Annotated in this window: 12 protein-coding genes and 1 CRISPR repeat array; of the genes, 2 read left to right on the top strand and 10 right to left on the bottom strand. The window is 59.7% G+C overall.

Annotated features, from left to right (window positions below; genetic code table 11):
• On the bottom strand, nt 1–899 hold an 899-nt coding region (locus NW870_RS05725; RefSeq protein WP_414374394.1), incomplete at its 3' end, for an RNA-guided endonuclease TnpB family protein.
• A 340-nt stretch (nt 900–1,239) separates the two neighbouring features.
• On the opposite strand from NW870_RS05725, the gene NW870_RS05720 reads away from it, so the two are divergent.
• Nucleotides 1,240–1,692, top strand: coding sequence for an Hsp20/alpha crystallin family protein (locus NW870_RS05720; protein ID WP_011431920.1), 453 nt, complete (start codon nt 1,240–1,242; stop codon nt 1,690–1,692).
• Between the two features lie 38 nt (nt 1,693–1,730).
• Here the strand turns inward: NW870_RS05720 and NW870_RS05715 are convergent, their stop codons facing one another.
• The 4 genes from NW870_RS05715 to NW870_RS05700 all read right to left on the bottom strand — a co-directional run bounded on the left by NW870_RS05715 (nt 1,731) and on the right by NW870_RS05700 (nt 7,578).
• A complete protein-coding gene (locus NW870_RS05715; protein WP_414374393.1) occupies nt 1,731–2,513 on the bottom strand; it encodes an S-adenosyl-l-methionine hydroxide adenosyltransferase family protein in 783 nt (260 codons plus the stop codon).
• A gap of 68 nt (nt 2,514–2,581) precedes the next feature.
• A complete protein-coding gene (locus tag NW870_RS05710; RefSeq protein WP_011431917.1) occupies nt 2,582–4,714 on the bottom strand; it encodes a TIGR00300 family protein in 2,133 nt (710 codons plus the stop codon).
• 84 nt (nt 4,715–4,798) lie between these two features.
• A complete protein-coding gene (locus NW870_RS05705) occupies nt 4,799–5,551 on the bottom strand; it encodes a response regulator transcription factor (RefSeq protein ID WP_414342492.1) in 753 nt (250 codons plus the stop codon).
• Nucleotides 5,552–5,754: 203 nt separating this feature from the next.
• The gene (locus tag NW870_RS05700) at nt 5,755–7,578 is read right to left on the bottom strand and encodes an ABC transporter ATP-binding protein (protein WP_414374398.1); all 1,824 of its coding nucleotides are present in this window, start codon (nt 7,576–7,578) and stop codon (nt 5,755–5,757) included.
• Nucleotides 7,579–7,749: 171 nt separating this feature from the next.
• Here NW870_RS05700 and NW870_RS05695 point away from each other — a divergent pair, with 171 nt between their 5' ends.
• Entirely contained in the window at nt 7,750–8,601 is an 852-nt protein-coding gene (locus NW870_RS05695) for a hypothetical protein (RefSeq protein ID WP_414374392.1), read from the top strand.
• On the opposite strand, the gene NW870_RS05690 is transcribed toward NW870_RS05695, so the two are convergent.
• From NW870_RS05690 to cfa, 5 genes are all read right to left on the bottom strand, one after another.
• Nucleotides 8,570–9,406 carry a metal ABC transporter permease gene (locus tag NW870_RS05690; protein ID WP_414374396.1) on the bottom strand — a complete coding sequence of 279 codons (837 nt, stop codon included), beginning with the start codon at nt 9,404–9,406 and terminating at the stop codon, nt 8,570–8,572. The two genes, NW870_RS05695 and NW870_RS05690, sit on opposite strands and share 32 nt — an antisense overlap.
• A gap of 10 nt (nt 9,407–9,416) precedes the next feature.
• Entirely contained in the window at nt 9,417–10,214 is a 798-nt protein-coding gene (locus NW870_RS05685; protein ID WP_414374390.1) for a metal ABC transporter ATP-binding protein, read from the bottom strand.
• Nucleotides 10,211–11,314 (bottom strand): metal ABC transporter solute-binding protein, Zn/Mn family, encoded by a 1,104-nt coding sequence (locus NW870_RS05680; protein WP_414374388.1) that lies wholly within the window; start codon nt 11,312–11,314, stop codon nt 10,211–10,213. The genes NW870_RS05685 and NW870_RS05680 overlap by 4 nt, the downstream gene beginning before the upstream one ends.
• Nucleotides 11,315–11,327: 13 nt before the next feature.
• Nucleotides 11,328–11,771, bottom strand: coding sequence for a SufE family protein (locus NW870_RS05675; RefSeq protein ID WP_414329195.1), 444 nt, complete (start codon nt 11,769–11,771; stop codon nt 11,328–11,330).
• 97 nt (nt 11,772–11,868) lie between these two features.
• Entirely contained in the window at nt 11,869–13,008 is a 1,140-nt protein-coding gene (gene cfa, locus NW870_RS05670; RefSeq protein WP_414374387.1) for a cyclopropane fatty acyl phospholipid synthase, read from the bottom strand.
• 70 nt (nt 13,009–13,078) lie between these two features.
• Nucleotides 13,079–13,479: a CRISPR direct-repeat array (repeat unit 37 nt; unit sequence GTTTCCAATTTCTAGGGATCCCCCCGAAGGGGGAACC).
• Between the last annotated feature and the right edge of the window lies 1 nt (nt 13,480).

Raw genomic sequence — 13,480 nt, 5'->3', positions numbered from 1 at the left:
GGCACTCCAGCAATGGCAGCCTTGTAGGCTACAAACATCCTGAGCTGGTAGAACGCCCAGTTGTTAGTCCTGCGCCGTTCGGCTTTGCTCCGAGGTTTCTGATTCAGGCAATCTCTGATGCCTGTCAAGTCTTCAAAAGCCAGTGCCGCACCAATAGCCTGGGCATCCCTGACCAAGGTTTTGCTGATGTTATGGTTCAGCCATGTCTGGTAGCGCCGTTCTCTCCCAGAGAGCCTTCTCAGCAGCCTCCTAGAGCTGCGAGTGCGTTTGGATTGAACCTTGGCGCGTACACGGCTGAACCGGTCACGGACGGCCTGGATGTGCTCTCCACTCCAAGAGCGTCCGTTGCTAGCGGTGGCGATATCCCGCCTGCCCAAGTCAACTCCGATTACCTTTGGAGTTTTGCCAGTCGGGGGAGTATCCAGCTCAACAGCAATGTTGATGTAGTAGTCCCCTTGCTTGGTCTTGGACAGAGTAGCGCTGGTGGGCGTTTGCCCCCGCAGCAAAGCGATTTGATAACCGCCAATCTTGAGCTTGAGCCAAACCCGTCCGCTCATCAGGGTCACGCCCACGGCTTGGTCGGACTCTCGGTACTTAAAAGTACGAGCGTCCAAAGTCAGACTGGTGGGGCGGAACTTGTGGACTTGCTTCACCGCCTTGGCATTGCTAATCACCCGACGGAGTGCCTGACAGACGTGGTTGGCCTTCAGCCCCGTTGCTGCTCTTACTGGTCGATAGACCAAGTGGTGCAGCTTGGCGGTGTTCCAGCAGTTCTTTTGTTTGGCGGTGTCGAGAATCTGGTTGCAAGCATTCGCAAAGCCCTGCAAAGTGCGGTCAATTTCTTGACGCAACTCTTGTGGGACTATCAGCTTGCAACGTACAGAGATAATCTGGCTCATGGGCTTATTGTAGTTTATCCAGACTTTTGACCAGCAAACCTATATGGAGGAGGGCTTTCCTCTCGACACCAAGCCTGCGGCTATGGTGCGGGCCTCCAGCCCGAAAATTTGGTGAACCATTGGATTGCCCTGTTTGTTTTCATCCCTCTTCCCCATGAGGTGAGGGGATCCTGCCTATCGCAGATCGGTTTGCCCTCCCTCGCTGGGATGGCTTTCTTGGATGATCAGAGCAGGATTTTGTGAATTCAAATCCCAAGTGCAGGCCAAGCCTTCTTTGCCGAGATCTCTTCGCTTCCCTCAACTCCATTGATGACTTAGCCTATTTACCCTAGGAGACACTATGGCAACTCTTTACTTCAGCCCGCTTTTCGAGGTACAAGCTCTGCAAGCGGAGCCCAACCGGGGACGCTCTCGCTCCTTCCTGCCCACTCCTCTGCAGGTTTGGGAGAGCGGCGAAGCCTACACCGTCCAGTTGTGGGTGCCCGGTGCCAATCGGGAACGCTTCCACATCGAGGCCACGGCTCAACAGCTCTCCATCAGCGGCGAGATCCAGGTTCACGGCCCTGAAGGTGCTGAATTGCGCTACCAAGAAGTGGAGCCCCAACCTTTTCAACGCATCCTCAAGCTGGCCCGCCGCATCCAGCCGGAGAAAGTCTCGGCCACCTATCGCGACGGCATCCTCACCCTCACTCTGCCCAAAGCCGACGCAGCGCGGGTGATCAAAGTCCAAGTGGGCGCCTCAAACCCCACTACTCCGACGGAAGCCGTGACGGTGGAAAGCCAACCTGCCTAGGATCCCCAGTCTCTCCCTCTCTTTTCAGGCGAGGGGATCTAGCCGCTCCACTGCACGCGCACCTCATCTCCCACTTTGAAACCCAAGGCACGGCTGGCATTGCCTCGGTTTTGCACGATCTCCACCCAGCCGGAGCTGCCCACCAGGGCCAGCACTTCGCCAACTTCTCCCTCAGCAAAGGTGGCCACGGAGCGGACGGGGATCCCTTTGATCCAGGCGCTCCAGCTTCGACCTTCCACCCACTGTCCGGGCAGGTTGGTGATGCCGTTGCCGAAGTGGTCGATGGCCTGGACCAGGCCGCGACAGCCGTTGGTCTCCATCTGGGGTGGCGGCCACTCCCAGCGGGTTAGTTCTGCTACGTCTAGGGGATCCCCCAGCTCCGCCAAAGGGATCCCGTTGGCCAGATGAGCGGCAACCGGGGCAAAAATATCCCGCCCATGAAAGGTGCGGCTGGGAGAGGGGGTGCGCCAATAGCGGGGCCGGTTGAGTTCCACAGCAGCCAGCGCCGGGGTTTGGGCCAAAACGCCGCTGAACAGGCCATTGTCAGGGCCAACCAAAAAGCCCGTCTCGGTTTGGATGGCTACCGCCCGGCGGCTACTCCCCACCCCTGGATCCACAACGGCCAGGTGAATGGTGCCCGACGGCAGATAGGGGTAGGCCGTCATCAGGGCAAAGCGAGCCGCCGCCACATCCTGAGGCGGGATCCCATGGCTGAGGTCGATGAGTTGAGCCTGTGGGGAAAGGGTATGAATCACCCCTTTCATAATGCCCACATAGGGATCCTGCAGGCCAAAATCCGTCAACAGGCTAATAAAAGGCATACCCTTTTGAGGCTTGAGGATCCCAGTTTAAGGATCCCAAAAGATAACAGCGCTTATGGATGGGGTGGCTAGCGGGCAGCAAGAGCAGGTTGCGGGCGCTCATACACCTGCCCCAAACGCGCCAACTGCTGCACCAGCAAGCTCAAGAACAGGCCCACATCGGTCACAATCCCCACCGACTCCAGGGATCCCCGATCGGCCAGCTTGGTCACCACTGCCGGGTTGATGTCCACGCAGATCAGCTTGACCCCGGCAGGCGTCATGTTCCCGGCACCAATGGAGTGCAACATGCTGGAGAGCATCAGCACCATGTCGGCCCCCTGCAGCAGCCGTGCGTAATCCTGTTGGGCCTTGATCAGATCCATCTCCGTATCCGGCAGCGGCCCATCGTCGCGGATGGATCCCGCCAGGGAGAAGGGCACCTGAGCGCGAATGCACTCGTAGAACACCCCGCCGGTAATCACGCCCGCTTCCACCGCAGCTCGGATGCTGCCGTACTTGCGGATGAGGTTGATGGTTTTGAGGTGATGCTTGTGGCCGCCCTTGACCGGCGTGCCCCGCGACAGATCCACCCCCAGCGAGGTGCCGTAGAGATTCTGCTCCAAATCGTGAACGGCAATGGCATTGCCCCCCAGCAGCGCCTGCACATAGCCTTCGCGGATGAGGGTGGCCAAGTGGGATCCGCCGCCTGTGTGGATGACCACCGGCCCTGCCACCACCACCGTTTTGCCGCCCCGCTCCTTGATTTGCCGCAGCTCCCAGGCAATCTGCTCCACCAGGATCTCCACCCGCCGCTCGCTGGAGACCCCCGATCCCATAAAGGTAAACTCCTGGGAAGAGCGCTCTTTGCTGGCCTGGCGCACGGTGCGGATCCCTTCCACCCCACACACCACGGCATCCCCCACCTGCAAATCTCGAATCAGGGTGCAATAGGCTGAAAACTCCGTCTTGCCATTGCAATCGGATCCCTTGACCACGATCACCCCATCCATGCGCTGCCGCTGCACCGGGATCCACTGGCCGGCCACCCGCACCTGCGTGGGATAGATGGTGGTGACATAAAAATCGTCGGGCGCTACCCCTGCTTTCTCTACCCGCTCCAGACGGGCATCTTGCTGGGTTTCCTCCGAGAGACGGGCCCCCTGCTCGATCAAGGCGCTGAGAATGGTATCCAGGGTCTCTTCGGTGGGAGCGGAAACGGCCAGTTCCACCGTGGAAGTGCTCTGCCGTTTTTCCCCAAGCTGAAACTTGAGGATCTGGAAGCTGCCGCCATTGTCGACAATGCAATCGACGGCTCTGGTGAGCAGGTCGCTGTCCACCAAGTGTCCCTGGAGGGTCACCGTCCGGCTGAGCACCGTGGCCACCGGATCGGTTTGGGGAGCCACCGTCTCGTCGAGGCGCAGCGTCAGGCACTTGGCCGCCCCACCGGCTTTCAGGAACTCCGTCAGCTCCGTCTGCACCACCGCAAATCCCCGCTCCTGTAGGGTGGCTTCCAGCTCTGGGCTGACCCGATTCACCAAGATCGTGCCGTTCACATCCACGGCATTGCAGGCAAAGTGAATGGCATCCGCCTCCTGAACCGGGATCCGCTTTTCAGGGGGCACCCGCATCTCGATCAAGCGGTTGGAATAGGCATCAAAAGCCGGTGGATAGTAAAGCAAATAGCCTTCGGAGAGGGGGCAAAAGCAGGTGTCTAGGTGGTAGAACCGCTCGTCCACCAGCCGCAAAGACAACACCTCGATCCCCAGCCACTTGGCCAAGTAGGGGTGAGACTCCAACATGGAGCGAAAGCCGTAGCCCGCCCACAGCCAGCGCCCTGCCCGATCCAACAGAGCATCTCCTGCCCCCTCAAAAGCCAGGGCCGGCGGCAGCTCATAGACGGTATAGCCCTGTTCCTCAAACCAAGCCTTGAAATGGGGCTGTTCCCCCTGCCGCTCTGGGTGATAAAAACGGCTCAGCACCACCTTGGATCCCAGGATGAGCCCAGCATTCGCCGTAAACACCATATCCGGCCATCCCGGCACCGGCTGGATTAGCTTCACCTCCGCCCGCTGCGAGAGATGCCGATAAAGAGCCTGCCACTGCTGCAGCGCCCGTTCTCGCGAAGAGCGGTGAACATTCCCCACCATCCAGGGGTTGATCACATAGTCCACCTCGTAGTGATCGGGTGGGCACATCAAATACCGAATGGCACCAGGCATAGATCTCAGAGCGCAATCTGCAGCAGGGCATCCCCTAGATTAGCAGTTGCGTGAGCAGCATCCTCAAGAATCATGAAAGAATCATTATTTGTGGGAATCTTTCGCCAGCTCTGGCTGCAGTGGGCTGGGATCGGCGATGTTGGGCAACTCCAGACAGTAGCCCGCCCCATAGACGGTTTTGATGTACTGGGGGTGGCGGGGATCCGGCTCCAGCTTGGTGCGCAGGTGGCGGATGTGAACACGGATGGTCTCGATGTCGTCGTCGGGCTCGTAGCCCCACACCTCCTGTAGGATTTCGCTGGGGGAAACGGTCTGCCCATGTCGCTGCATCAGACAGTGGAGCAGGTCAAACTCCAGGTGGGTGAGCTTGATCGTTTTGCCGAACCACAACGCCTCAAAGCGCTCCGGCACCAGCGTGAGAGGGCCATAGGTGAGGATCTCCCCATGCTTGGCCGCCTGTGGGATCCGGTCTGAGCGACGCAGCAGGGCCCGCACCCGCACCAGCAGCTCCTGCACCTCAAAAGGCTTGGTCAGGTAGTCGTCGGCACCGGCATTAAAGCCCTCGATCTTGTCCTGGGTTTGGCCGAGGGCGGTGAGCATCAAAATCGGGATCTCACTGGTGCGCTCCTCCCGCCGCAAGCGCTGACAAACGGTCAGGCCATCTACCTGGGGCAGCATCAGGTCGAGGATGATCAGATCGGGGAGAACTTGCAGAGCCAGTGCTTGTCCGCGCACCCCATCGGTGGCCTTCACAACCTCGTAGCCCGCCAACTCCAGATTGATGCGCAGGATATCCAGAATCGAAGGGTCGTCCTCAATAATGAGTATGCGAGCCATAGCCGGTTGCAGCCCAAACTGCGGATAAAACGTTTTGTTAAATGTGCTAACAAAGAGCCGAAGCTTTACGACTGGAAGTTTACTTAATTTTAGCCTCATTGCAAATCTTACTGCGAAGTTAACCCGCAGGGTTGCCCAGCCCGGAGCCGGATGCAGGGGAAACTTTTCAACCCGTTTGGGGCAAATGGGTGCGTTTTTAAGGCCTACGGCCCGCTATCGCGAACGGATCTCCCTTTGGGGGAAGTGCTCCGCACCGCTGGCGCGAACGCGGCGATGAGGCGGCGGGTGTAGTCCTGCTGCGGCTGCTGGTAGATCTGGGAGGCGGGGCCAAGCTCTTCGATGCGGCCCCGGTTCATGACCATGATGCGGTCGCTCATGAACTTGACCACGCTCAGGTCGTGGGAGATGAACAGGTAGGCCAACCCCAGTTCCTCCTGCAGATCCTTGAGCAAGTTCAGCACCTGGGCCTGCACGGAGACATCCAGGGAAGACACTGCCTCATCGCAGACGATCAGGCGGGGCTCCGAGGCCAGGGCGCGGGCAATACAGATCCGCTGCCGCTGTCCTCCGGAAAACTGGTGGGGCAGGCGATCCAGCGCTTCCGGATCCAACCCTACCCGTTCAAACAGGCGTTGGGCCCGTGCTCGTCGCTCAGCAGCATTTCTCCCAATCCCGTGCAGGGCCATTGGCTCTATGACGCTGGCTCCCACACTCATGCGCGGATCCAGTGAGGCTGCCGGATCCTGAAAGATCAGCTGAATCTCGCGGCGGAGACGACGTAAGCGTTGGGGCGGCAAGCGGAGCAGCTCCTCGCCGTCGTAGATCACCTGGCCAGAGCTGGCACGGACCAGGCGCAACAGGGTTCGCCCCAGGGTGGTTTTGCCGCAGCCGGACTCTCCCACCAGCCCCAAGGTCTCTCCGGGGTAGAGGTCAAAGCTGATCCCATCCACAGCTCGGATCTCGCCCACCTGGCGGCCAAATGGCCCTCGACGGACGGCGTAGTGGGTTCGCAGATCCCGCACCTGCAGCAGGGGGGGCTGACTGTACAGCCGGCGCAGCCGTTCTTCCTCTAAGGACTCCGTCCCGCTTACGCGAACGGCAGCCGGGATCTCCACCTGCTGCCACTGCTCCTCTGGGGATCCCCCTTTTTCCAGAAAATCCTGGACGGTGGGCAACCGCCGCAACCGCCGCTCCAACACCGGGCGACAGGCCAACAGGCCGCGGGTGTAGGGATGCTGGGGATCCCGAAAGATCTGCTCCACCGATCCCTGTTCCACAGCTTGGCCCCGGCGCATCACCACCACCTGATCTGCCAGTTCGGCCACCAAATTGAGATCGTGGGTGATGAAGAGGATGGCCATCTGCCGGTGCTGCTGCAGCTCCCAGAGCAGGCGCAGGATTTCCGCTTGCACCGTAACATCTAGAGCGGTGGTCGGCTCATCGGCAATCAACAGTTGGGGATTGGAGGCGATGGCACAGGCGATGGCCGCCCGTTGGATTTGGCCGCCGGAGAGCTGATGAGGGTAGCGCTCCAGCATCTGGGGAGAAAGCTGCACCTCCTCAAACAGGCGAATGGCTTGGGCGCGGATCTCCGCCGGGCTCAGGGAGGTGTTGGCCCTCAAGGTTTCCTGTAACTGCTGGCCACAGGTGTAGAGGGGGTTGAGGGCGGTGCTCGGCTCCTGGAAAATCATGGCGATCTGGGATCCGCGATAGCGCCGCCGTTGCCGGGGATCCAACTGCAGCCAGTCCACCGTTCCGTTGGGGCCCTTGAAGAGGATTTTGCCCTCCACCCGGGCCGAGCTGGGCAGCAGATCAATCAGCGTCAGGGCGGTCATGGTTTTGCCGGATCCCGACTCCCCCACCAGGCCCAAGGTCTGGCCGATCCCGATCTGGAAAGACAGCCCATCCACCACCGGGGATCCCGAAGGCTCCCTCCTGCTGACGCCAACTGTGCGGCTGGGCAAGAAAACCCGCAGCCCTTGTACGGTCAGCAAGGCAGAATCGGCAGCAGGAACAGCCTCGATCATGGCGACGAAAGCGCTCCGCACCGCTGGCGCGAACGCAATGGGAGGATTGGCAGGATTATAGACCACCGTCCCCGTCTTGGCCCCCAAAGTGCTCCGCACCGCTGACGTGAATGACACTTGCTTTCCGAGCCACTAACCTTGTAGAGAAACAAGTGCGGAAGGGCGGCTTTGATGCGGCGACGCCTTTTACAGCTTTGCATCCTCGGCTGGACGATGCTCCTCACTTTGGCAGTGGGGGGCAGGGGATCCCTGCTGGTTCCCCACTTTTTTGGCATTGAAGCCCTGCAAGCCCAGGCTCAAACTCAAGCCGGAGAACTGCCGCAGCCGATGCGGCTCAAACTCCCCCCCGGCCTGGATCGCTACGCCTACGACAAGGCGGTGGGAGACTACTTTGAGGAAATCGAGCCGCTTTTGCCAGGTGGAGCCTATGCCCAGTGGGCCTTCTATCCCGTCCCTATCTACATCCAAGGGGATCACCCCCAGTGGAAGGCCTCCGTGGAGCAAGCGGTGAAGGAGTGGTCGGCCTACATCCCGCTCAAGGTGGTGGCCAAAGAGGAGGAGGCTTTCTACGGGATGAGCATTTACCGCGTTCCTCCTATTGGCGGCGGGGTGGCTGGGGCGGCCCGGCCGGAGTTTTTCTTCGCCTCCGATGGCTCTTTGCAGCAGCGGGTGCGCATCGTCATTGCAGAAGGACAGGGGTTGGCCGAAATAACGGCGGTGGCCCGACACGAGATCGGGCATGGGCTGGGGCTGTGGGGCCATAGCCCGAACCTGCGGGATCTGATGTATGGCGGACACCATGCGGCGGCTACCGGCAATCGGCGGATGTTGCGGGTGCCCAACATTACCAAGCGGGATCTCAACACCCTCAAGCGCGTCTACGAGCAGCCCACCCTCAGCGGGCAGGTCTTTCCAGAGAGCTATCGCCGCCTGTTTGGCCAGCTTCTGCAGGAAAAGCCGCTGCCCGAGAGAGCTCTTGGATTGCCGCTAGCTAGAGCTGCAGGAGTTGCGACACCCCCTTGAGCGCCATAGCTAGGAGAAAAAAGAGCAACTGGGTGGCAACAATGCTGGGGCCGGAGGGCAGGTTGAAGGTTGCCGAGGCGATCATCCCCAGCACCGCGCTCAGTCCCCCGATACCTATGGCCAGCAGCACATAGGTTGTAAAGCGGGATCCCAAAAGCCTTGCCGTCGAGGCTGGGATGACCACAAAAGCGCTCACCAGCAACACCCCCACAGAGCGAATTGAGAGCGCCACCACCACAGCCAGCAACACCACAAAAGCCAGCTTCTGCCAGCCCACCTGAACCCCCCGCGCCCGCGCCAGCGGCTCATCCAGGGTCAGCAACATTTGGGAGGGCAAAGTCAATCCCACATAGGCCGAGCTGATCAGCAAGAGGATCCCGCTCGTCCACAGGGCTGCCGGGCTGATCCCCAAAATCTCCCCAAACAACAACTGGTTGAGGTTGCCCCGATAGCCGGGCAGCAAGCTGAGGGCGATAACGGCCAGCGCCAAAGAGGAAGAGTAGATGATGTTCAGCACCGCATCCGCCGACAGTTGAGTGCGCTCCAAGACAAAGGTGACGCCCAAAGCAAATCCCACCCCAAACACCATCAACACCACGGTGGGATTCAGCCCCAGCAGCACTCCCAAAACAATCCCCAGCAGAGCCGAATGCCCCAGGGCATCGCTAAAAAACGACAGTTGCCGCAGAATAACAAAACTGCCCAGCAGCCCACCTGTCGTGCCGGTGAGGATCCCACCCAGCATGGCCCGCTGCATAAAGGGCAACTGCAACAGCTCCACTACCCGCACCCAGCCCTCCAACATCGCCTTCCCCTCAGCGACGGTGGTAGCGGACAAAATGGTGCTCCGCACCGCTGTCGCGAACAGGCCCATAAACCCGGCTCAGCACTTCTGGTGCCAAAGCCACCTGGGGAGATCCCTGGCAGATGAGGGATTGGTTGAGGCACAGCACGCGGTCGCAATAGCAAGACACCATTTCCAGATCATGGGAGATCTGCAAAATGGCCCAGCCCAGAGATTGGCGCAGCTCTTCCAAGAGCCGGTAAAACTCCCCCTCGCTGAGCGTATCTAAGCCTGCCGGTGCCTCGTCGAGGATAAGCAACCGCCGCGGCCAAGCCAAGCAATAGGCCAACAGCACCCGTTTCAGCTCCCCGCCGCTGAGCTGGCCCAAAGCCTTAGAGGACAGGTGGGATGCGCCGACCCGTTCCAACGCCTCTTTCACCGCCTGCTGCCGAGCAGAGCGCTGCTGCCAGGGCCAGCGGGGTTGCAACGCCCCCCAACCCAAAGCCACAAACTCCTCCACCACCATGGGGATCCCAGGATTGAACTGAAAACGCTGGGGCACGTAAGCCACCTGCTGCCGCACTGACGGGGGCAAATAGCCGGACAGGCGCACCGGCTCTCCCAGAATCCAAACCGAGCCGCACTGCCGCGGCAGGATCCCCAAGATGGCCTGCACCAAGGTACTTTTGCCAGCGCCATTGGGGCCGACAATGGCCGTATGGGATCCCGCCCTCAGCTCAAATGACACATTCTGTACTGCCAAGCGGGATCCCCGATAGACCGTCAGCCCCTCGACGCGCAGGACAACCTCGCCGGAGCAGGAGATCATCGCCCCCTCGCCAGCAGGTGTTCGAGAGCAGCTTGGCCCAGCAGCGGCAATTGCAGGGGCAGGAAGGCCGTCTCCTTCTCAAAGGCGGAGACCAGGTTCTCCACGTTTTGCCGCAGGATGGTCAGGTAATATTCCGGCTCGATCCCCTCAGGGCCGGCAGTCTCGATGGGATCGAAAACCCGCACTTCCACCCCCAAATCCCTGGCCAAGATCTGGAAGGGGTTGTTGTCTCCCACCTGAGGTTCCACCAAGATGGTCTTCAGGCCCGACTCCCGCACCGTCTCCATCACCCGTCGCACATCTTCTGGAGAAGGATTGGCCTCTGGGATCTCCACCAAGAACTCGGCTTTGAGGTTGTAGCGCTCGGCAAAATAGGGGGCAAAGTCGTGGAAGACCACAAAGCTTCTTCCGGCAAAGGGAGCTAGCCGAGCGGCAATCTCCTCATCCAAAGCCTTGAGCTTCTCGATAAAAGCAGCCGCATTGGCCCGGTAGATCTCCGCCCCTGCCGGATCCGCAGCGATTAAGCCGTCTCGGATGTTTTCCACCTGCTGAATAGCCCGCCTGGGATCCAGCCAAATGTGGGGGTTGAACTTGCCGTGGCTGTGCCCATGAGAGTGTCCATGACCGTGCCCGTGAGAATGGCCATGAGAATGTCCGTGACTGTGGCCGTGCCCATGCTCTGGCTTCTCCGTCTGCAAAGTCGGGATCCCTTCGCTGCTGTCAACGATTTGCAATTGGGGGTTCCCAGCGCTGGCGATCAACCCTTCCAAAAACGTTTCCATACCCAACCCGTTGATCACCAGCACATCCGCCTGAGCCAGCAAACGAACCTCCTCAGGTCGAGCCTGAAAGTCGTGGGGCCCCATCTGAGGGGGAAGGAGTGGCGTGACTTCTACCCGATCCCCGGCCACAGCACGGGTAAATTGCGTTATCGGCAAAATCGTGGTCACCACCTTTGGGGGGCTGGATCCCTGCTGGGCCCGGGACTCTTCTTGGCGCATCTGCAGGCTTCCCAGGATCCCGACCGAGAGGGCGGCCAGCAGCGAGACCAGCGATCGCACCGGTCGAGCCGAACGGATAGAGTTAGCTTGATCAGTCATGAGCCTGAATACCTCACAAGACAACAGAGACAGCAGAGCTGGAAGCAACTGACTTCCCAAAAGCCAAGGCCCTCTGCCGCAGCATCGAAAACATGCTCACCAGACCGTTGCTCCTGGAAGGGCTAAGGCTGAAATTGAGGCCCATCTCCCGCACAAACTCTGGGGAAACCCCCAAAATCTCTTCCGGCGCTAGGCCACTTAGCCCCTCCACCACAATGGCCACCAAACCCTTGACCAACTGAGCATCGGCATCCCCTTGGATGTAGACCTTGCCCTCCCTAAACTCGGTGGCCAGCCATACCCGCGAAGCGCAACCTCTGACTAGGTTCTCCTCCTTCCTCTCCGCTTCGGGAAAGGGTGGCAGGCGCTTGGCATAGGCTAGGAGAAGCTCATACTTCTGCCGCGAGGTCTTGGCCTTCTGGAAGCGATTGACAATTTGCTGCAGAGCTGCGGGCATCCCTCAGCTTGTCTAGAGTGAGAATGATAATCAAACTCATCATAACACCCCCACTCAGCGAGGGCGCAGGGGCACCTGCAAACTTTTGGGACTGTCGTTACCGAAGCGAGCGATAGCCGCCACTTACTCCCCGTGGTGAGAGGACCAGTTGCCAAAGTTGGCTGGCCCGGGCCTTGAAGCTACCGGCACTCATCAGGAGATAGAGCCGCCACATGCGGAGAAAGCGCTCATCGTAGCGGTCGGCTAATTTTGGCCATGCCTGCTCGAAATTGGCGTGCCAGGCTTTTAAGGTGGCCACGTAATTGATCCCAAAATTGTGCCAGTCTTCCAGCACAAATAAGCCCTCAAAGGCTGCAGTAATCAGATGAGGCGAGGGCAGCATCGAGTTGGGGAAAATGTAGCGCTCAATCCAGGGATCCCGCCCCTGGTAGGCCACGTTGCTGCCGATGGTGTGCAGAAGAAACAAGCCATTGTCGTTCAACAAGCGGCGCGCTACCTGCATAAACGTTCGGTAGTTTCGGTAGCCAACATGTTCAAACATGCCGACAGAAAGGATGCGATCAAACTTTCCCTGGGTCTGGCGATAGTCTTCTAACCGAATCTCGACCGGCAGGCCGCGGCAGCGTTCGCTGGCCAGTTTGGCTTGCTCTTTTGAGACGGTGATGCCCACAACCTGCACTCCATAGCGTTCGGCCAGGTACTGCGCTGTGCCTCCCCAGCCACAGCCGATGTCGAGCACCCGCATGCCGGGTTGGAGTTCCAGCTTGCGGGCAATGAGGTCAAGTTTGGCCTCCTGGGCTTCATCCAGAGTTTGCGCACCCCCATCCCAATAGGCACAGCTATAGATCATGCGGCGATCCAGCATGGCCTCATAGAGATCGTTGCCAATGTCATAGTGGCGCCGGCCAATGACAAATGCCCCCTTGCCCCGCTGGCGGTTGATGAGGCGACTGTCCAGCCCAAGTAGGGGCTGAATTAGCCAACCCACCCGCTGCGGCGCCTGGGTGGTCAGGAGACGACAAATCAACTCATCAATGGCGGCACAATCCCACCAGCCCTCCATGTATGCCTCGCCAAGGCCCAGGGATCCATAGAGCAGGCAGCGCAGATATAGCCGCTCGTCGTGAACTTGAATATCCCAAGGTTGCGAGCCATTGAGGGTTATACCGGCAACATCCAAAACCCGAAGCGCATGCTGACGCGCCAGCCGGTGCAAGCTGTTGAGTCCTTTCCCCATCCTCAGGAATCCCTCACCACAGGGAAACTGACTCAACAAATACAACCCAACGCGGCAAGGGATCCAACAAGTTTCCAATTTCTAGGGATCCCCCCGAAGGGGGAACGGAGCGTGGGGCCACTGGGCTGGGCAGCCGTTCAGGGTTTCCAATTTCTAGGGATCCCCCCGAAGGGGGAACCATGAGGAATTTTCGGACGAACCGAATACCATCCAAAGTTTCCAATTTCTAGGGATCCCCCCGAAGGGGGAACCGTGAAAGCCTGGATGACCGACTCCGAGGACGACGAAGTTTCCAATTTCTAGGGATCCCCCCGAAGGGGGAACCAGGGAGGCTAACCATGAGTCTAGTTCTTCTCGAGTGTTTCCAATTTCTAGGGATCCCCCCGAAGGGGGAACCGTTCCAACTTAGTCGGTTGGAGTGATGGTAAAACACATTTTCCAATTTCTAGGGATCCCCCCGAAGGGGGAACCC

It is taken from the genome of Synechococcus sp. R50.1 (assembly GCF_047462115.1).
In the GTDB taxonomy this organism is placed as follows: domain Bacteria; phylum Cyanobacteriota; class Cyanobacteriia; order Thermostichales; family Thermostichaceae; genus Thermostichus.
This window is presented reverse-complemented; position numbering and strand designations above follow the sequence as displayed.

Excerpts from the sequence above, each read along its gene's own strand:
- NW870_RS05715 (WP_414374393.1), bottom strand. The coding sequence starts at position 2,513 with ATGCCTTTTATTAGCCTGTTGACGGATTTTGGCCTGCAGGATCCCTAT.
- NW870_RS05695 (WP_414374392.1), top strand. The coding sequence starts at position 7,750 with ATGCGGCGACGCCTTTTACAGCTTTGCATCCTCGGCTGGACGATGCTC.
- NW870_RS05700 (WP_414374398.1), bottom strand. The coding sequence starts at position 7,578 with ATGATCGAGGCTGTTCCTGCTGCCGATTCTGCCTTGCTGACCGTACAA.
- cfa (WP_414374387.1), bottom strand. The coding sequence starts at position 13,008 with ATGGGGAAAGGACTCAACAGCTTGCACCGGCTGGCGCGTCAGCATGCG.
- NW870_RS05690 (WP_414374396.1), bottom strand. The coding sequence starts at position 9,406 with ATGTTGGAGGGCTGGGTGCGGGTAGTGGAGCTGTTGCAGTTGCCCTTT.
- NW870_RS05710 (WP_011431917.1), bottom strand. The coding sequence starts at position 4,714 with ATGCCTGGTGCCATTCGGTATTTGATGTGCCCACCCGATCACTACGAG.
- NW870_RS05685 (WP_414374390.1), bottom strand. The coding sequence starts at position 10,214 with ATGATCTCCTGCTCCGGCGAGGTTGTCCTGCGCGTCGAGGGGCTGACG.
- NW870_RS05675 (WP_414329195.1), bottom strand. The coding sequence starts at position 11,771 with ATGCCCGCAGCTCTGCAGCAAATTGTCAATCGCTTCCAGAAGGCCAAG.
- NW870_RS05720 (WP_011431920.1), top strand. The coding sequence starts at position 1,240 with ATGGCAACTCTTTACTTCAGCCCGCTTTTCGAGGTACAAGCTCTGCAA.
- NW870_RS05705 (WP_414342492.1), bottom strand. The coding sequence starts at position 5,551 with ATGGCTCGCATACTCATTATTGAGGACGACCCTTCGATTCTGGATATC.
- NW870_RS05680 (WP_414374388.1), bottom strand. The coding sequence starts at position 11,314 with ATGACTGATCAAGCTAACTCTATCCGTTCGGCTCGACCGGTGCGATCG.